Origin of the sequence: Bradyrhizobium sp. 186, assembly GCF_023101685.1 — a bacterium.
GTDB lineage: Bacteria > Pseudomonadota > Alphaproteobacteria > Rhizobiales > Xanthobacteraceae > Bradyrhizobium.
The window spans coordinates 3,297,737-3,314,542 of the sequence record NZ_CP082164.1 but is presented as its reverse complement, the minus strand read 5'-3'; the positions used below and the strand labels follow the sequence as shown (position 1 = coordinate 3,314,542).

The window sequence follows — 16,806 nt, the reverse complement described above, 5'->3', positions numbered from 1 at the left end:
GGCCGCCCTATTTGTTCAGCTGGGTGAGGCCGGTCGGCGGACCATCGACCGCCGTCCAGCCGCCATCGACGAACAGCGTGCTGCCGCTGACATAGCTAGCGGCATCCGAGGCGAGATAGGCCACCGCGGTCGCGACCTCGTCGGCGCTGCTCCAGCGATTGAACACGGTGTGGCCGGCGTAGAGATTGTAGATGTCGGGGCGCTGCTTGAACGGGCCGGTCAGCGCGGTCTCGGCGATGCTCGGCGCAATCGCGTTGACGCGGACGCCGGCGCGGCCGACCTCGGAGGCGAAGCCCTTCACCAGCAGGCCGATCGCCGCTTTGGTCGAGCCATACACCGCAAGGCCGGGCTCGATGGTGACGGCGCGCACCGAAGAGCAGGCGATGATGCTGCCGCCCTTCTGCTCCACCATGATGCGGCCGAACGCCTGGAAGAACCAGACCGTGCCCTTGACGTTCAACGTGATGACGCGGTCGAGGTCCTCCTCGGTGTAATCGAGGATTGTCTTGCGGATGTTGAGCCCGGGCGTCGTCACGGCGATATCGAGCCGCGTGAACTTCTGCATCACGGTCGCAGCCAACGCGGTGACGTCCGCAACGCTTGCAGCGTCGCACGCGGCGGCTTCCGCCCAGCCGCCCTTGTCGCGAATCCCGGCGGCAGTCGCCTCGGCGGCGTCAAGCGCCCGATCGGCGCAGATGATGCGGGCGCCGAGCCCGGCCAGCGCCTCCGCCGACGACTTGCCGATGCCGGATGCGGCGCCGAGCACCACGGCCGTCTTGCCGGTGAGATCGAAGAGCTTGCGATAGTCAGTCACGGACAGATTCTCCCTGTTGCTGCTATCCCTTGTAGCCCATCAACAGGCGGGGCAGCCACAGCGAGAAGGCGGGAACGTAGGTCACGAACATCAGAGCTGCGATCAGGGCGGCGTAGAACGGCAGGATGGTGCGCATCACCGCGCCCACCGAGATGCCGCCGATGGCGCAGCCCACGAACTGCGTCGTTCCGACCGGCGGGGTGTTCAGCCCGAGGGCGCAGTTGATCAACATCAGCATGCCGAACTGCACCGGATCCATGCCCGCCTTCATCGCGATCGGCAGGAAGATCGGGGTGCAGATCAGGATGGTCGCGGCCATATCCATGAACGTGCCGAGCACGAACAGGATGAGGTTGATGAGCAGGAAGATGACCCAGGGTTGCGAGGACACCTTGCTCATCATCTCGCCGGCGAGGTCGGCCACCTCGTAGAGCCCCATCAGATACTGGAACATGGTGGACACGCCGATCAGCAGCAGCACCACGCCCGTCGTCTTCACCGCCTTGGCGGCGGCGCGCAGGAAGTTGCTCCAGGTCATGGTGCGATAGATGAAGAAGGTCAGTAGGATCGTGTAGGTGACCGCGACCGCTGCGGATTCAGTTGCAGTGAAGACGCCGGACAGGATGCCCGCCAGGATGATGCCGACGATCAGGAGGCCGGGCAGCGCGGCCGCGAAGGAGCGGAAAACCTCGGCCCAGCCCGGGAACTTGCCGGCCGGATAGCCTCGCTTCACCGCGACCGCGTAAGCGGCGACCAGCATACACACCATCAGCACAAGCGCTGGCAGGAGGCCGGCGGCGATCAAAGCGCCGATCGATACCTTGCCGCCGGCGGCCAGGGCATAGATGATCATATTGTGACTGGTTGGCATCAGCGCTCCCACCAACGAGGCATGGGTGGTGACGTTGACGGCGTAGTCGGTGTCGAAACCTTCCTTTTTCATCATGGGGATCATCACCGCCCCCATCGCCGACACGTCGGCCACGGGCGAACCGGATACGCCGCCGAACAGCGTGCAGGCGACCACGTTCGACATGCCGAGCCCGCCGCGGATGTGTCCGACGAGATTCTTGGCGAGCTGCACGATCTTGTCGGCGACGCCGCCATGCAACATCAGCTCACCGCTGAAAACGAAGAACGGTATGGCAAGAAAGGAGAAGATGTTCATCCCCGACATCATCTGCTGGAAGATGACGGCGACCGGCAGGCCTTCATAGAGGATGGTACAAATCGCCGAGAGGCCGATCGCGAAGGCGACCGGTACGCCGAGGATCAGGAAGCCGAAGAAGGAGGCGCCGAGAATGATCAGTTCCATGAGGGGACGACCTCTTCGCCGCGCAGGAGAGCAATGATGTGCTCGATTGAAAAGGAAACGATCAGAACGCCGGAGGCGATCAGCGGTACGTAGCGGACGACCTCAGGGAGGCCAAGATTGGGGATCTTCACGGTTCCGACCGAGGCTCCGAGGATCCAGCCGTTGTAGGCCATCGCAATGCCAAATGCGGCTACCAGAACGTGGATGACAAGCTCGATTTTCTCTCGCACGTGATCCGGAAGCATCACCAGCAGACTGTCCATTCCGATGTGTCCGGCATCGCGCACGCCGACGGCGGCGCCGATCAGCGTGACATACAGGATGAGAACCAGTGCAAGGTTCTCCGTCCAGGTCGGGCTGGAATTGAGCACGTAACGTCCGAACACCTGGTAGAACACAACGGTGACGATGAGGAGCAGGCCGGTCACGGACAGATACATGCCCGCACGAGCGACGACGGCATTGATCCGCGATAGCAAGCCGGTAGACGGGCGAGCCGCCGCGGCCTCCGGCTCGTGGCTTGCGACGTGTGGGTCTGACATCCGCGTCTCCTTGCGAGGGTCCGGTGTCGCCGGTCGGCGACTCCGGACCCGACGCCCCTATGTTTTTACTTCGTGTCCTGGATACGCTTGACGAGGCTCTGCAGCTTTTCGTCAGCGGCGAACTTCGCGTACACCGGCTTCATCGCGTCGACGAATTCGGCCTTGTTGGCGATCGGAACGACCTGAACGCCAGCCGCCTCGACGGTCTTGCGGGAAGCCTGCTCACGCTCGTCCCAGAGCTTGCGCATGTAGGGTACCGATTCCTTGGCCGCCTTGCGGATCATCGCCTGATCCTCCTTGCTCAGCGTGTCCCAGACCTTCTTTGACATCACGAGAACTTCGGGCGCCAGGGAGTGCTCGGTGACGTTGTAGAACTTGGCTGCCTCGAAATGGCGCGACGATTCGTAGGAGGGCCAGTTGTTCTCGGCAGCGTCCACCAGACCGGTCTTGAGAGCGGTATAGACCTCTCCATACGGCATCGGCGTCGGGTTGGCCCCGAGGCTCTGGATCATGCCGACCCACAGGTCGGATTGCTGGACACGAATCTTCAGTCCCTTGAGGTCCGCGAGCGACTTGATCGGTGCCTTGACGGTGTAAACGGACCGGGCGCCGCTGTCGTAATAGGCAAGGCCGACCAATCCTGCGGGTTCCATCGCCGCCAGGATCTCATCGCCGACCGGCCCGTCGAGGACCGTGCGCATGTGCTGCGTGTCCCGGAAGATGAAGGGCAGGCACAACGCGATGGTTTCCGGCACGAAGTTGTTCAACGGCGATGCGTTGATCCGCATCATGTCGAGCGCGCCGATCTTGAGTTGCTCGATGGTGTCCTTCTCGGAGCCCAGGGCTCCGTTGGGAAACACCTTCACACCGAGCTTGCCGCCGCTCGCCGTCGCGAGCTGCTTGCCCAAGAACTTGACGGCCTCGACGGTCGGATAATCGGCGGGGTGTATGTCGGCGGAGCGGAAATCGCGTGCGGTCGCCAGGGGCGCTGAGACCGCCAGCGCAACGGCTGCGATGATACCGGCTAGTGTCTTCATCTGGGCTTTCCTCCTGAGTTAATTATGTTGTTGTTGGGCAGATGCTGCAGGCTGCCTTGGGTCGCGCCTCTTCAAGTGTGAAGTCAAGCGCCACAACTGCACCACCTTGGTAGGGTTGCGCGACGGAGTCGAGCGGATTCGGCTGCTTCGAAGGCTTCCAGCCAGCGGAGCGCAGGTCGATGCCGCGCCTGGGCGACTGGCTGCCAATGTCTCCGCTTGCGCCGGAAAGTGCGAGCTTCATCGCGCCCTCTCCGGCGGGGACCTGCACGGCAAGTGCCGGCGCCCCTGCAATCGCGCCTCGCTGTCGGCCAAATGCCGGATGCGAGGTAACGATGCTCGTTGCATCCATGGACGTTCCTCTCGTTTTATGCTCGACCGCTATTGGTTGCGGCTTGGAGGTTCGGACGAGACGGTCGCCCCATCCTTGTGCGAACGCGCTGCATCAGCGCGAATTCGCCAATGTCGTCCCTAGGGCGGGCGGCATTCAGAGTCCAAGCCAAATCCGGCATCGATCAATGCTGGAGTTGCATCGATCGATCGCGCGGTGCTCCGGGGGAGCATCGGCGGATGGTCCTTTTTGCGAAGCCAGATCATGTAAGGCGCGACCGGGAATACGATGACAAGACAATCCTTGCGCCGCTGAAGGAAACGCCGGATGCCGCGCTCGAAGAGGTCATGCGCAAGACCTGGCCGTTCTACGGCGTCATGCTGTTCGTGCTGATGGTCGTCGCCTATCTGCCGGAGATCTCGCTCTGGCAGCCGCGCATGGTGCAGCGATAAAGTAAGCCACGTCGGCGTGACATCACCGGAGCGTCACTTGACGCTGCCGACGCCGGCCCCTCAAGATGCCGCGAAACATAGCGGAACATGTTGAGGGAATGCCCATGCCGCGGAAGCTGATCGATATCTCGGTGCCGTTGCAGAACGACGTGCCGGCCGATCCGCCGGGCAACCACCCGACGATCCAGTATATCGACCATCAGCAGGGCCTGCCGCGCATGCTGCAGTTCTTCAAAGGCCTCAAGGCGCAAGATTTGCCGGATGGCCAGGGTTGGGCCGTCGAACAGGTCTCGCTGTCGACGCATAACGGAACGCATCTTGATGCGCCTTGGCACTTTCATCCGACCATGAACCGCGGCGAGCAGTCATGGACGATCGACGAGGTCCCGCTCGAGTGGTGCTTTCAGTCCGGCGTCAAGCTCGATTTCCGGCATCTGCCTGATGGATACGTCGCCACCGCCGGCGACGTCGAGAAGGAGCTCAAGCGCATCGGACACACGCTCTCACCGCTGGAGATCGTCGTCGTCAACACCAGCGCCGGCGCGAAGTTTGGGCAGGCCGACTACGTCAATTCCGGCTGCGGGGTGGGCTATGAAGCCACCATGTATCTGCTCGAACGCGGCGTACGGCTGACCGGCACCGACGGCTGGAGCTGGGACGCGCCGTTCGTGTTCACCGCAAGGAAATATGCGGAAACGAGGGATGCCAGCCTGATCTGGGAGGGCCACAAGGCGGGACGGCACATCGGCTATTGCCATCTCGAGAAGCTGCACAACCTCGACAAGCTGCCCTCGACCGGATTCACGGTCTCGTGCTTCCCGGTGAAGATCGAGCGCGCCTCCGCTGGCTGGACCCGCGCAGTTGCGATCATCGACGGTTAGGCGCGCGCACTGTCAGTTGCCGCCGAGTCCGGTTTCGACGAGTTCGCGCAGCGCGTCGGTATCGAGCACGACGATGGCGCCATGCTCGAGACGAACCCATTTGCGTCCGGACCAGGCGCGCAATTGCTTGTTGATGCTCTCGCGCGTCATGCCCACCATCTCGCTGATTTCCTGCTGCGTGATGGCGAGCGTGCCGCTGCCGGAGTCGAACTTGCGCTCTTCGGTGAGGCCGAGCAGCGCGCTTGCGAGCCGGCCCGGCAAGTTTTGCAGGATCACCTGCTCGACCTGCTGACTTGTCCAGCGCAGCCGCGCGCAGAGCAACTCGATGAATTTCATCGCCAGCGCCGGCTGGCTTTTCACGAAAGGCAGAAAGTCCCGACGGTCGATAATGTAGAGTTCGCAATTGGTGTTGGCGGTTGCGTCGGCCGATCGGGGTGCGCCGTCAAGGACCGCGATCTCACCAAAGATTTCTCCGGGACCGATGAGATTGAGAATGGCGTTCCGGCCATCGGGCGATGAGGAGGAAATCTTCACTGTCCCCGTGATCACCGCGAACAGGTTGTTGCCGGGATCGCCTTTGGCGGCGATCGTCGCACCGCGCTTCACCGTGGTGTGCTTGGCGTAGCGGCAGAGCTGATCGAGCGCGTCCGGCTCCAGATCCGCGAAGATCGGGTGCTTGCGCAGGACCGATAGTTTGTTGCCCGCTGATTGTCGGGGGTCGCCGGTCTTGTCCTGAGGCACGCCGCGGGGCTCCTAAGACTGCGAGGCACTGGGGTTCCTGCGTAGTCAACGTTGCCGGGCTTTTCAACCGGAAAGCATGCACGCGGTTTTAGGCGAATGCCGCGAAAATGCCGCGATCAGGCTCGGAGTCCGCATCCGAAGGATGTGCCAATGCATTCCCGTCGATGCAGAGTTGCAGGAGCCACAAGTCGCGGTTGCGTTGAGGCGCTGCCGAACGGCCAGGAGCCGGCCGGCCATTGCCCGCAATTGGCACATCAAATGCGTCTATGATCTCAGGAATTTCGGCGCTCGCCATCCGGCTTGAGCCGGTCCGCGCTGGGTTGTCGATCCGCCCAAGCCAAAGCTGCGGCGAATGTGACAAAGACGGCTACGACGGCAATGGACATCAGCATCGCGTCAGTTGGCATCATGCCCTCCCGGATTGTTCTGGCATTATTGGCCGCACACGGTCGGCGTCATTGATCCGGATCAAAAATCGGAGAGCGCTGTGGGAGGGCCGGGCCTCAGGCCGCGGCCAATGCTTCGACCCGAGCGGGGTCGAGCAGGTTGATGCCGCCATGGATAATCTCGATCACACCGTGGCGCTCCAGCTTGGTGAAGGTCCGGCTGACGGTTTCGATGGTCAGGCCGAGATAGTCGGCGATATCCTGGCGGCTCATCGGCAGTGGAACCGTGTTCGAAGGTCCCCTCAGCGAGAACGACCGCTCGCGCCAGCCGAGCAGAAGGGTCGCGACCTTCTCGCCCGCGGAACGGCGGCCGAGCAGGACCATGTGGTCACGCGCCTGGCTCAACTCGCGAATGGCCAGTTCATTGATCCGCTGCAGCAGATGCGGCCGATCCTCGATGAAGCGGCCGAAAGGGGCTTTTGCGAACTGGCAAACGGTCACTGCGCCGATCGCATCGGCCGAAAAATTGTGGCGGCCGGAGATATTCATCCCCAGGAAATCGCCAGGCAAGGCAAAGCCCACGATCTGCCGGCGACCGTCAGGCAAGAGCTTGTACAGCCGCATCACGCCCTCGAGGACATTGTAGAACGATGTCGTGATGTCCTCCTCGCAGAACACGGTCTCGCCTGCCGCGAAATGGACGCGCCGTCCCAGATGCTCGAACTCCCTCAGCTCGACCGCATCCAGCGACGAACAGACTGCGACTTCGCGGACCGCACAATCGCTACAGGAGCGCCGGTTCGGCTCAATCGTGACCACGGAAGGTTTCATCCACCGCTCCAAGCGCCGGCTGACCTCAGCATCAGGCCGCGTCCACCGCGCGGGACGCATTTTACTGCACTGCGCCAAAGCCGGTTGACGCGGATCAATTGTGGCGGACATAGCCAGCCCTGTTGTGCTGCAACATTCGAATGATCAGCCCGGGCGCGCTAGAACGCTTGCACCGTCCAGCCTATCAGCTCCTTGGCGGTACGGGCGAAGGCCGCGTTGAACGCTTCGGCCGCAACGGCCGGCTCGACTTTGTCGAGCTTCTCGCTGCTCTCGACGAGGCGCGATGCGATCACCTTGCCGTTCTTGTCGACGATCCGCGCCGACAGTCCGATCTCGACCCGCGTCTCGCCTTCCATGGCGATGCGGAAGCGTCTGATATCGATCAGGAGCTGATAGTCCGCCTGTCCCAGGTCGGTCGTGCGCAACGGAGCATGGGCGATGTCGTAGTTCTCAAAACTGTCGATTAGCCGCGCCTGCACCAGCTTTGGAATGCTGTCGGCCCAGAGGAAATCTGCAAAGCCCTGATTGTCCCCGGTGGACGAGAACAGCATGCGCTGCGTCTGGAGCATCGCGACCGCAGTCGGCTCGGGAATGGCCAATGACGCGGACAAGGTCTTGCCCGCCGGCCTGACATCCTGCGGCGCGCGCAGGTCATGAGTTATCTTCTGCGCGGGCGCGCCGCCGCCGGTCATCTTCTCGAGGCCCGCCAGGATGCCGTCAAGCTTGCCGGTGTTGCGCGCAAGACCATCGGAGAACGTCTTGAAATTTGCGATAGTATCCTTCAGCGGACCGGAATTGTCCTCCAGCACGGTATCGACCCGCTGCAGCGCATCGCGCGCCGCCTGCGTCATGCTCTGGCCCGCCCCGGCTTCCGCTATCAAGGTCAGGGGCTCACCGGACTTGGCGACGATCATGCCGCCCTCCAGCGTCACCACCGGCACGCCGGTCAACCCCTGAAAATCGAGTCCGACCTTGGTGTCGGCGCGCACCGGCGTCGCCGAGGCAACCGAGATCGTCGCATTGACGAAGCGCGAATTATCCGGCGCGACCCCAAGCTGGGTCACCTCGCCAACGCGGATGCCGTTGAACAGCACGCCGGCGCCGACCAGGAGGCCCGGCACGGGTCCCTGGAATTGCACGTGGAAGTTCGTGCGCGGCCCGATCCCGCCGGTGTTGTTCAGCCAATAGACGAAGCCGAACACCGCGAGGATCGCGGCCAGCACGAAGGTGCCGATCAGCACGTAGGGAGCGCGGGTTTCCATGTCTCATCTCATCTGAGGTTCCAGCATCTGCGAGCGCTTGCCGTGAAAATAGGCGCGCACCCAGGGATGCTCGGATTGCAGCAGTTCGCGCATCGGGCCGACCGCCACGATCTTGCTGTCAGCGAGTGCGGCGACGCGGTCGCAGACCGTGGTGAAGCTCGCGAGGTCATGGGTGACCATGAACACGGTGAGGCCAAGTGTCTTTTGCAACGTCCTGATCAGCGCGTCGAAATCGCCGGCGGCGATCGGATCGAGGCCGGAGGTCGGCTCGTCGAGGAACAGGATCGGCGGATCGAGCGCGAGCGCGCGCGCCAGCGCCACGCGCTTGGTCATGCCCCCCGACAGCTCAGCGGGATATTTGTCGCCGTCCTGCGCCCGCAGCCCGACCATCTCGAGCTTGGCGATCGCGATCTCGTCCATCAGTTCCTGCGACAAAACGAGATTTTCGCGCAACGGAAACTGGACGTTCTGCCGGACCGTCAGCGAGGAGAACAGCGCGCCCTGCTGAAACAGGATGCCCCATTTCGTGGCCGCGCCTTGCGCGGTGCGGTCGTGCGTGCCGCCGATCGGCTGTCCCATGACTTCGATGGTCCCGCTTCGGCGCGGAATGAGGCCGATGATGGTACGCATCAACACCGACTTGCCGCCACCCGACGCACCGACGAGACCGAGGATTTCACCTCGGCGGACGTCGAGCGACAGATGGTCGAGCACGGTCTGGCGGCCGAAGCCGACCACGAGGTCGCGGACCCGGATCGCGAACTCCTGCTGCGATTCGGGCATCGTCACATCCCGATCGAGGCAAAGAAGATCGCGAACAGGCCATCGAGCACGATCACGAGGAAGATCGACTTCACCACCGACGTCGTGGTCTGCCTGCCGAGCGACTCGGCGCTGCCCTTCACGCGCAATCCTTCGCTACAGGCCACGATCCCGATCACCAGCGCCATGAACGGCGCCTTCAGGATGCCGACCTCGAAATGGGTGACGGAAATGGCCTCACGCAGCCGCGCGATGTAGATGGCAGGTCCCATGTCGCCGTAGAATTGCGCGACCAGGCCGCCGCCATAGAGCGCGGCAATCGATCCGATGAAAGCAAGAATGGGGAGCGCGATGACCAGGGCGGCCACCCGCGGCAGGATCAGGACGTCGACGGGATCGAGCCCCATGGTCGAGAGCGCATCGATCTCCTCGCGCATTTTCATGGAACCGAGCTCGGCGGTGTAGGCGCTTCCCGAACGGCCGGCGACCATGATGGCGACGATCAGCACGCCTAGCTCGCGCAGCACGAGGATGCCGACCATGTCGACAGTGTAGGACTCCGCGCCGAACCTGCGGAAATGGAAGAAGCCTTGCTGAGCGATGATGGCACCGATCAGGAAGGTGATCAGCATGACGATAGGAATCGCCTGCCACCCGATCCGGTAGAGCTGATAGACGAGCGATGTCAGTCGCAGCGAGCGTGGCCGGCGCACGACGCCGATCACGGCCATGAACAATGCGCCGAGCATTTGAAGAAAGATCGTGATGTCTTCCCGCGCGCCGATGGTGGCCTTGCCGAAATCGTTCAGCCTGAGCAGAACCGGGTTGGGCGCAACCGCGGGCACCGGCGTGTCGCGGTTGACCTGACGCACCTCGTCCATCAGGCCGCTGAAATGATCGGCGACTCCGACGAATTCGGCCGATCTGCCGGATGATGTCGCCCCGCGCAACAATTTCTCCAGCAGCCAGGCGCCGAGCGTGTCGAGCTCGCTGACGCCCGCCATATCGAGCGTCACGGCTTTCGATCGGGCCACATCTTTCCTGACCGACTGCGAAAGCGCTTCGAGCTTCGACACATTGGTGGAGATCCATGGCCCCTCGGGGCGCAGTTCGAGGCGCTCGCCCGACGGCGTTGCCAGCAACAGAGGTTCCGAGTTCACGTTCATATCCTAATGGGACGATGGGTCCCCACTAGCCCGTGTTCTAGGCCGGCATACGGCCGCTCGATTGACCTGCCTCAAATACGGGCCCGCATCAGCCTCTTGACGCAAATCAATGGCGGCCGGGCTCGCTCGCATAGGCTTTCGCCATTCAATGGAGACCGCCAATGTTCGAGACCGGCAGAACGAGCGACGAGCTGAAAGCGCTGAAGGTCGACGTCACACGTCTGCTGAGCACGGCCGGCGAGGAGATGTTCGATACGTCAAAGGATCGCGCCGAGGCGCTCGCCGATCAGATCAAGGCCGCGCTGGCCGAACTCGGCGAGACCGTCACCGAGGAGCAGGAGCAGCTTCAAGGTCTCATCACGGAACGCCCGGTCGCGTCGCTCGCCTCCGCCTTCGCGCTCGGTGTGATCGTCGGCTTCATGCTGAGGAGACACTAAGTGAATACGGAAAATGTCGTCAAACATCTGCGCGCACTGTGGCGCACGGACAGGATCATCGCGGACATCCGGCTGCGCCATTTGCTAGTCGGGCTGGGCCTGCGCGCTTTCGCGGCGCTGATCGCCGCATTCGGACTTCTGATGCTGGAGCTGTCGGCTTATTTCGCCCTGGTCCAGATCTGGAGTGCAATCGCCGCGGCCGCCATCCTCGGTGCCGTCAATTTCGCCGTCGCAGGGATTCTCTTCGTCGTCGCAGGGCGTGCCCCGCCAGGCCGCGACATCGAGCTCGCCAATGAAATTCACGGCACATCCGTCGAAGCCCTGCAACTGGAGGCGCGAGCGCTCCAGGCGCAGGTGACCGGCGCGGTTCATCATCCGCTGAGCACGATCGTGCCGGTGCTGGTGCCGCTGATCACAATCATCGTCAAGAGCTTGCGAAAGACCGCCAAGGAGTCCGCCGCGGCGGCAGCGCCTGAAGCGCGCTCGTAAGCGGCAAGCTCAGAGTTTCAGCCTGACGTCACAGATATCAGGCTCGGCCGGATCCGGCTTCACCTCGAAGCCGAGTTGCCGGCACATGGCGAGCATCACGATGTTCTCCTGGAGCACATCGCCCGATATGGTCTTCAGCCCCTCCGACTTCGCATAGTCGATGATCAGCTGCATCAGCGCCCATCCGAGTCCCCTGCCCTTGAGGTCGGACCGCAACAAAATCGCGTATTCGCCGCTCTCGTAGATCGAGTCCGAGTGGAGCCGGACCACGCCCACCATCTCGTTGGTGGCCTCATCGAACGCGATGAAGGCCATCGCGCGCGCATAGTCGAGCTGGGTCAGGCGTGCGATGAACTCATGGGTGAACTCCTTCATCGGGGCGAAGAAGCGCAGGCGGAGGTCGTGGGGCGTCACGTGACGCAGGAATTCGTGGATGGTCGGCTCATCCTCCGGGCGCAGGGGCCGCACGAAAATGCGCCAGCCGTCCTTAAGCCCGAGGTGGCGCTCCCATTGTGATGGATAGGCGCGAACGGCGAAATTGGCGGGGCCGGAGCCCGCGAATTTCCGTTGCGGCGGCGCCACCGCGACCCGCGCATCGACCGCCGTCACGCCGGTTTCGTCCGCGAGCAGCGGATTGATATCGAATTCGTGGATTTCCGGAATATCGGCCGCCATCTGAGCGAGCTTGACCAGCACCATGGCGACGGCGTCCTGCTTGACCGCGGGCACGTCCCGGTAGGCACGCAGCAACCGCGAGACCCGCGTGCGGTCGATCAGGTCACGGGCCAGTTGCAGGTCGAGCGGCGGCAGCGCCAACGCCTTGTCGTTGATAATTTCCACCGCCGTCCCGCCCCGGCCGAACACGACGACGGTACCGAAGGTCGGATCGTCGGCGAGACCGACGATCAGCTCGCGCGCCTTCGCCTTGACGACCATCGCCTGCACGATGACGCCGGCGATGCGGGCTTCTGGGCGCAGCTTCTTCGCCCGCGCGAGAATGTCGCTAGCGGCCGCGCGCACGGCATCCGGCGTGGTCAGGTTGAGAACGACGCCGCCGACATCGGACTTGTGGACGATGTCGCGCGACATGATCTTGAGCACAACAGTCGCGCTTTGCGCAAACATCTCGTTTGCATGGACCACCGCCTGCTCGACATCAGCCGCCGCACAGGTCGATACCATCGCGATGTCATAGGCCTCCAGCAGGCGCTTGATCTCGACGGGTTCGAGCCACTTCCGGCCGTCGGCGATCGCATTCGCAACAATCTGCCTGGCAGCCTGGGCGTCAGGCACGAACGTATCGGGCATCGCCGGAGGAACCTGGCTCAGCTCCTCCACGACTTCGCGGTGCCTCACGAGGTACATGAAGCCGCGCACCGCGTCGTCTTCGGTCGGATAGTTCGGGATACCGGCGCCGGACAACGTTTCGATGATGTTCTGGTCGGCTCCGATCCAGGAGGCGAGCACGGGCTTGGCCCAACTGCGGTGCTTCTGGCGATACGCCTTGACGCGTTCGGTTACCATCGTTGCGATATCGGCGGCCGAGGCGATCGCGGTCTGCACATTGAGGACCAGGACTGCGTCGTTGTCGGGATCGGCGAGCAGCACCTCAAGCGCCACGACGTAGCGCGACGCATCGGCGTCGCCAACGATGTCGACGGGATTTGCGCCGGACCAGGTCGGCGGCAGCACAGCGTCAAGATTTTTACGCGTGTCCGCCGAAATGGTTGCGGGAATTCCGTCGAGCTCGACCAAACGATCGACGGCGAGGACGCCGATGCCGCCCCCATTGGTCAGGATCGCAAGACGCTTTCCCGCCGGCGATTCGACGCGACCAAGGGTCTCGGCACAATCGAACAGCTCTCGGAGATCGGAGACCCGCAGGACACCGGCGCGGCGGAACGCCGCGTCATAGACGGCATCCGCGCCAGCGAGAGCACCCGTATGCGTGGCAGCGGCCTTCGCGCCCTGCGCCATGCGGCCGGACTTCACCACGACGACAGGCTTCACGCGTGCCGCGGCGCGCGCTGCCGACATGAACTTCCGCGCGTCCTTGATGGCCTCGATATAAAGCAGGATCGCGCGGGTCTTGTGATCCATCGCGAAATAGTCGAGCAGGTCGGCGATATCGACGTCGATCTGATCACCGATCGACACGATGCCGGAGAATCCGACGCCGCGCTGCGCGGCCCAATCTACCATGCCGGCCGCGATCGCGCCGGACTGCGAGATCAGTGCGAGATTTCCCGCTCCGGGCATATGCGCGGCGAAACTCGCGTTGAGGCTGACGCCGGGCATCATGAGGCCGAGGCAGTTCGGGCCGATCAGCCGCATGCCGTATTTCCGGGAGGCAGCGATGGCGGCTTCGTGCAGGGATCCCGGTCCGTGACCGAGCCCGGCCGAGACGATCAGGGCCCCTGCGGAGCCGCGACGCCCGGCCTGGTCGATGATCCCGGGAACCGCGGCGGCCGGCGCGGTGATGACGACGAGCTCGGGCACGAATGGCAGCTTGTCGAGGCTGCTCACCGCAGCAACGCCCCCGATCTCGGGATGGCGTGCATTCACCAAGCCGAATGCTCCCTTGAATTCGGCGTTGCGAATGTTCTCGAGAACGGCGCGTCCTACTGACCCCCGACGAGGGCTCGCTCCGACGAGGGCAACCGACCTAGGCGACAGCAGGTTTTTCAGGCGGTAAGTCGACATAACTGCAATCGTCCGATCGGGCGACGGATCCGATAGTCCGGAAGCTAGCGCGAATATGGAGTGAGCGCACCTAGTGCGACATCATCACCCAGCATGGTGGCTGGCCGATGACGGTCTTGGTCACGCCGCCCCACACGACCTCGTTCAGGCGCGAATGGTGGTAGGCCCCCATCACGATGGCGTCGATAGAGTGCGAGTCCGCCCAGCTCCCGAGCACCTTGCCGATCGAGCTGCCGCTGCCCTTCACCGTTTCGAAGGATGCGTAGACTCCGTGTTCCCTCAGATGATCGACGAGATTCGTTCCAGATTGCATGATCGCATCGGTCTTGTCGTCCGCCACCGTGATCACCCGCACCGATGCGGCAGCCTGGAGGACCGGCAACGCGTCGCCTACCGCGCGCGCGGCACGTGCCGAATGATCCCAGGCGATCACGACGTTCTCGAATTCGGGCCGGAGTTCGTCCACATGCTGCTCCGGACAGAGCAGCAGCGGGCGGCCGGATTCGAACAGGAACGTCTCGATGATGTTCTCTGTTCGACTGTCGTGCGGCTTCACGGGGATAAGGCTGAGATCGCTGAAGCGCCCATACTCGGCCAGGGTCGATGCGATCTGGTCCGCCGGCACCTTGCCCGATCGGCTTTGAGCGCGAATGCCCGTGCGGGAGGCCGCGTTGGTGAACGCATCCAGGAGATGCTGCATGTCGCCCACCTCGCGCACAGCGCCGGGCTCGGCGGAAGCCGGATCACCGGGGAATATCACCTTCGGCCGCACGAAAATATCTTCCTCCAGCGCAAGCGCGGTGATCCTCGCGCCGAGATCGGCGGCGACGGCCACGCATTTCTCGATCGCAGCAAGCGCCGGCCCGCGCGGCTGGCCGACAAGCGGCAGAAAGACGTCCTTGATGGGCATCGGGATTCTCCTTGCCAGCCAAAATAGGCCTGCTTTCGTCGGGACGCTTGATCCTCGTCAAGCCGGGGGAGCTCCGTTCGGCCAGCCGACGACAGGCGTTGATGGAAGTCAAGGACTGGCCGCGATCCCGTCCTAGAGGTTAAGCTCGTCCGCGGCCGGACCGCTGGCCGACGCATCGGAATGAGCCGGCAGGAATGACAGAGGATTCCGCGACCCAGGAACGGATCTTTGCGGCGCTCACCGACCCCGCCGAGCACCCCGGCGTGAGGCGGATCGAGACGCACGCAGCTTCAGTCTTTCTCGACGGGGAGCGTGCGCTGAAGATCAAGCGGGCGGTCCGGTTTCCATTCCTCGACTATTCGACCCTCGAGAAACGCAAGGCGGCCTGCGAGGAGGAGATCAGGATCAACCAGCCCCTGGCGCCCCAGATCTATCATCGCGTCGTGGCGATCACCGAGGAGCCGGATGGATCCATAAGGGTCGACGGCCGTGGCCGGCCGATCGAGTATGCGGTCGACATGTCCCGCTTCGACGAAAACCGGACGCTGGATCATCTGGCGAAAGCAGGCCCGCTGGATGCGGACCTTGCCTCGGCCGTTGCGCGCGCGATCGCAGCCTCGCATGCAGCGGCAACCCGTGCCGAGAGGGAGACATGGGCTTCCTCCATCCCAGCCCTGATCGATGGCAACAGCAATGGCTTGCGGAACGGCAACCATTTGAAGACGGCTGAGATCGAGCAGCTCGGCAATGCCTCGCACGAGGCGTTTCTGCACATCCGTCCCTTGCTCGAAGAGCGCGGCGGTCAAGGCTTCGTGCGACGCTGCCATGGCGATCTGCATCTTGCGAACATTGTGGTGATTGACGAGCAGCCCGTGCTGTTCGACGCCATCGAGTTCGATGCGCGTATTGCAACTGTCGACGTGCTCTACGATCTTGCGTTCACGCTCATGGACCTGCTGCGCCACGACCAGCCGCTGGCGGCCAACACCGTCCTGAATCAATATCTCACTGCGACGCCGCTCGAAAACCTCGACGCGCTCGGCGCCCTGCCGCTGTTCATGTCCGTTCGCGCGGCGATCCGCGCCCAGGTGGCACTGGCACGCCTGAAGCCGCCGCATTCCGACGATCCCGGTATTCTTGACGAGACACGCCGCTATTTTGACCTTGCCAGGGCGCTAATCCATCCGTCCTCCCCTCGCCTGATTGCCGTCGGCGGGCTGTCAGGCACCGGCAAGACGGTTTTGGCTCGTGCACTCGCGCCCGCCGTGACGCCGGCACCCGGGGCTGTCGTGCTGCGCAGCGACATCGTCCGCAAGCAGATGTTCGGGGTCAAGGACACCGACCGGCTGCCAACATCCGCATATCAACCCGAAGTGACGCAGCGCGTTTACGAGACGTTGGCCCAACACGCCCGGCGCGTGTTGACCCAGGGACATTCGGCGATTGTCGATGGCATATTCGCCCGCGATTTCGAACGAGACGCGTTCTCGGCACTGGCCCGTGAGTGCAACGTGCCTCTGAGCGGCCTCTTCCTGGTTGCGGACCTGACGACGCGGCAGGCGCGAATCGGAAGCCGTCAACGGGACGCATCCGACGCCACGCAAGAGCTTGCCGCGCTGCAAGAGCACTATAGTATCGGTCATGTCGGTTGGGCGACCATCGATGCATCCGGGACACCCGAGCGGACGCTCCAGAACTGCCGGGACGCGATCGCTGAAGGCAAATAAGGCAATCTGATTGGCGCGGGCAA

17 protein-coding genes are annotated in these 16,806 nt (G+C 63.4%); 5 read left to right on the top strand and 12 right to left on the bottom strand.

Annotated features, from left to right (window positions below; translation table 11 throughout):
• Positions 1–7 precede the first annotated feature (7 nt).
• The 5 genes from IVB18_RS15795 to IVB18_RS15775 form a co-directional block, all read right to left on the bottom strand.
• Positions 8–814, bottom strand: a complete 807-nt coding sequence (locus IVB18_RS15795; protein ID WP_247989967.1) for an SDR family oxidoreductase — start codon at positions 812–814, stop codon at positions 8–10.
• A 22-nt stretch (positions 815–836) separates the two neighbouring features.
• On the bottom strand, positions 837–2,129 hold the full coding sequence (locus IVB18_RS15790; protein WP_247989966.1) for a TRAP transporter large permease: 1,293 nt from the start codon (positions 2,127–2,129) through the stop codon (positions 837–839).
• Complete coding sequence (locus IVB18_RS15785; RefSeq protein ID WP_247989965.1) at positions 2,120–2,671, bottom strand: TRAP transporter small permease; 552 nt, start codon at positions 2,669–2,671, stop codon at positions 2,120–2,122. The genes IVB18_RS15790 and IVB18_RS15785 overlap by 10 nt, the downstream gene beginning before the upstream one ends.
• Before the next feature lie 65 nt (positions 2,672–2,736).
• On the bottom strand, positions 2,737–3,708 hold the full coding sequence (locus IVB18_RS15780) for a TRAP transporter substrate-binding protein (protein ID WP_247989964.1): 972 nt from the start codon (positions 3,706–3,708) through the stop codon (positions 2,737–2,739).
• Between the two features lie 22 nt (positions 3,709–3,730).
• Positions 3,731–3,949, bottom strand: coding sequence for a hypothetical protein (locus IVB18_RS15775; RefSeq protein WP_247989963.1), 219 nt, complete (start codon positions 3,947–3,949; stop codon positions 3,731–3,733).
• Between the two features lie 326 nt (positions 3,950–4,275).
• On the opposite strand from IVB18_RS15775, the gene IVB18_RS15770 reads away from it, so the two are divergent.
• Both IVB18_RS15770 and IVB18_RS15765 read left to right on the top strand, forming a co-directional pair.
• The gene (locus IVB18_RS15770; RefSeq protein WP_247989962.1) at positions 4,276–4,488 is read left to right on the top strand and encodes a hypothetical protein; all 213 of its coding nucleotides are present in this window, start codon (positions 4,276–4,278) and stop codon (positions 4,486–4,488) included.
• 104 nt (positions 4,489–4,592) lie between these two features.
• Entirely contained in the window at positions 4,593–5,369 is a 777-nt protein-coding gene (locus IVB18_RS15765; protein ID WP_247989961.1) for a cyclase family protein, read from the top strand.
• Positions 5,370–5,381: 12 nt separating this feature from the next.
• Here IVB18_RS15765 and IVB18_RS15760 read toward each other — a convergent pair whose 3' ends face one another.
• The 5 genes from IVB18_RS15760 to IVB18_RS15740 all read right to left on the bottom strand — a co-directional run bounded on the left by IVB18_RS15760 (position 5,382) and on the right by IVB18_RS15740 (position 10,511).
• The gene (locus IVB18_RS15760; RefSeq protein ID WP_247989960.1) at positions 5,382–6,110 is read right to left on the bottom strand and encodes a Crp/Fnr family transcriptional regulator; all 729 of its coding nucleotides are present in this window, start codon (positions 6,108–6,110) and stop codon (positions 5,382–5,384) included.
• Positions 6,111–6,613: 503 nt separating this feature from the next.
• Complete coding sequence (locus tag IVB18_RS15755) at positions 6,614–7,327, bottom strand: helix-turn-helix domain-containing protein (RefSeq protein WP_247989959.1); 714 nt, start codon at positions 7,325–7,327, stop codon at positions 6,614–6,616.
• A gap of 158 nt (positions 7,328–7,485) precedes the next feature.
• Entirely contained in the window at positions 7,486–8,589 is a 1,104-nt protein-coding gene (locus IVB18_RS15750; protein ID WP_247989958.1) for an ABC-type transport auxiliary lipoprotein family protein, read from the bottom strand.
• Positions 8,590–8,592: 3 nt separating this feature from the next.
• On the bottom strand, positions 8,593–9,372 hold the full coding sequence (locus tag IVB18_RS15745) for an ABC transporter ATP-binding protein (RefSeq protein WP_247989957.1): 780 nt from the start codon (positions 9,370–9,372) through the stop codon (positions 8,593–8,595).
• 2 nt (positions 9,373–9,374) lie between these two features.
• Positions 9,375–10,511 carry an MlaE family lipid ABC transporter permease subunit gene (locus IVB18_RS15740; protein ID WP_247989956.1) on the bottom strand — a complete coding sequence of 379 codons (1,137 nt, stop codon included), beginning with the start codon at positions 10,509–10,511 and terminating at the stop codon, positions 9,375–9,377.
• Positions 10,512–10,678: 167 nt separating this feature from the next.
• On the opposite strand from IVB18_RS15740, the gene IVB18_RS15735 reads away from it, so the two are divergent.
• The gene (locus IVB18_RS15735) at positions 10,679–10,954 is read left to right on the top strand and encodes a hypothetical protein (RefSeq protein WP_247989955.1); all 276 of its coding nucleotides are present in this window, start codon (positions 10,679–10,681) and stop codon (positions 10,952–10,954) included.
• Complete coding sequence (locus tag IVB18_RS15730; RefSeq protein ID WP_247989954.1) at positions 10,955–11,443, top strand: phage holin family protein; 489 nt, start codon at positions 10,955–10,957, stop codon at positions 11,441–11,443. It abuts the gene before it with no gap.
• A gap of 9 nt (positions 11,444–11,452) precedes the next feature.
• On the opposite strand, the gene IVB18_RS15725 is transcribed toward IVB18_RS15730, so the two are convergent.
• Together IVB18_RS15725 and IVB18_RS15720 are read right to left on the bottom strand one after the other, a co-directional pair.
• Positions 11,453–14,146, bottom strand: coding sequence for a bifunctional acetate--CoA ligase family protein/GNAT family N-acetyltransferase (locus IVB18_RS15725; RefSeq protein WP_247989953.1), 2,694 nt, complete (start codon positions 14,144–14,146; stop codon positions 11,453–11,455).
• 70 nt (positions 14,147–14,216) lie between these two features.
• Positions 14,217–15,056, bottom strand: a complete 840-nt coding sequence (locus IVB18_RS15720; protein ID WP_247989952.1) for a universal stress protein — start codon at positions 15,054–15,056, stop codon at positions 14,217–14,219.
• A gap of 194 nt (positions 15,057–15,250) precedes the next feature.
• On the opposite strand from IVB18_RS15720, the gene IVB18_RS15715 reads away from it, so the two are divergent.
• The gene (locus IVB18_RS15715) at positions 15,251–16,783 is read left to right on the top strand and encodes a bifunctional aminoglycoside phosphotransferase/ATP-binding protein (protein ID WP_247989951.1); all 1,533 of its coding nucleotides are present in this window, start codon (positions 15,251–15,253) and stop codon (positions 16,781–16,783) included.
• The last annotated feature ends 23 nt before the right edge of the window (positions 16,784–16,806 follow it).

Coding starts and splice junctions, on each gene's coding strand:
- IVB18_RS15745 (WP_247989957.1), bottom strand. CDS start 9,372: ATGCCCGAATCGCAGCAGGAGTTCGCGATCCGGGTCCGCGACCTCGTG.
- IVB18_RS15750 (WP_247989958.1), bottom strand. CDS start 8,589: ATGGAAACCCGCGCTCCCTACGTGCTGATCGGCACCTTCGTGCTGGCC.
- IVB18_RS15765 (WP_247989961.1), top strand. CDS start 4,593: ATGCCGCGGAAGCTGATCGATATCTCGGTGCCGTTGCAGAACGACGTG.
- IVB18_RS15720 (WP_247989952.1), bottom strand. CDS start 15,056: ATGCCCATCAAGGACGTCTTTCTGCCGCTTGTCGGCCAGCCGCGCGGG.
- IVB18_RS15715 (WP_247989951.1), top strand. CDS start 15,251: ATGACAGAGGATTCCGCGACCCAGGAACGGATCTTTGCGGCGCTCACC.
- IVB18_RS15735 (WP_247989955.1), top strand. CDS start 10,679: ATGTTCGAGACCGGCAGAACGAGCGACGAGCTGAAAGCGCTGAAGGTC.
- IVB18_RS15755 (WP_247989959.1), bottom strand. CDS start 7,327: ATGAAACCTTCCGTGGTCACGATTGAGCCGAACCGGCGCTCCTGTAGC.
- IVB18_RS15785 (WP_247989965.1), bottom strand. CDS start 2,671: ATGTCAGACCCACACGTCGCAAGCCACGAGCCGGAGGCCGCGGCGGCT.
- IVB18_RS15780 (WP_247989964.1), bottom strand. CDS start 3,708: ATGAAGACACTAGCCGGTATCATCGCAGCCGTTGCGCTGGCGGTCTCA.
- IVB18_RS15790 (WP_247989966.1), bottom strand. CDS start 2,129: ATGGAACTGATCATTCTCGGCGCCTCCTTCTTCGGCTTCCTGATCCTC.
- IVB18_RS15725 (WP_247989953.1), bottom strand. CDS start 14,146: ATGTCGACTTACCGCCTGAAAAACCTGCTGTCGCCTAGGTCGGTTGCC.
- IVB18_RS15770 (WP_247989962.1), top strand. CDS start 4,276: ATGGTCCTTTTTGCGAAGCCAGATCATGTAAGGCGCGACCGGGAATAC.
- IVB18_RS15775 (WP_247989963.1), bottom strand. CDS start 3,949: ATGAAGCTCGCACTTTCCGGCGCAAGCGGAGACATTGGCAGCCAGTCG.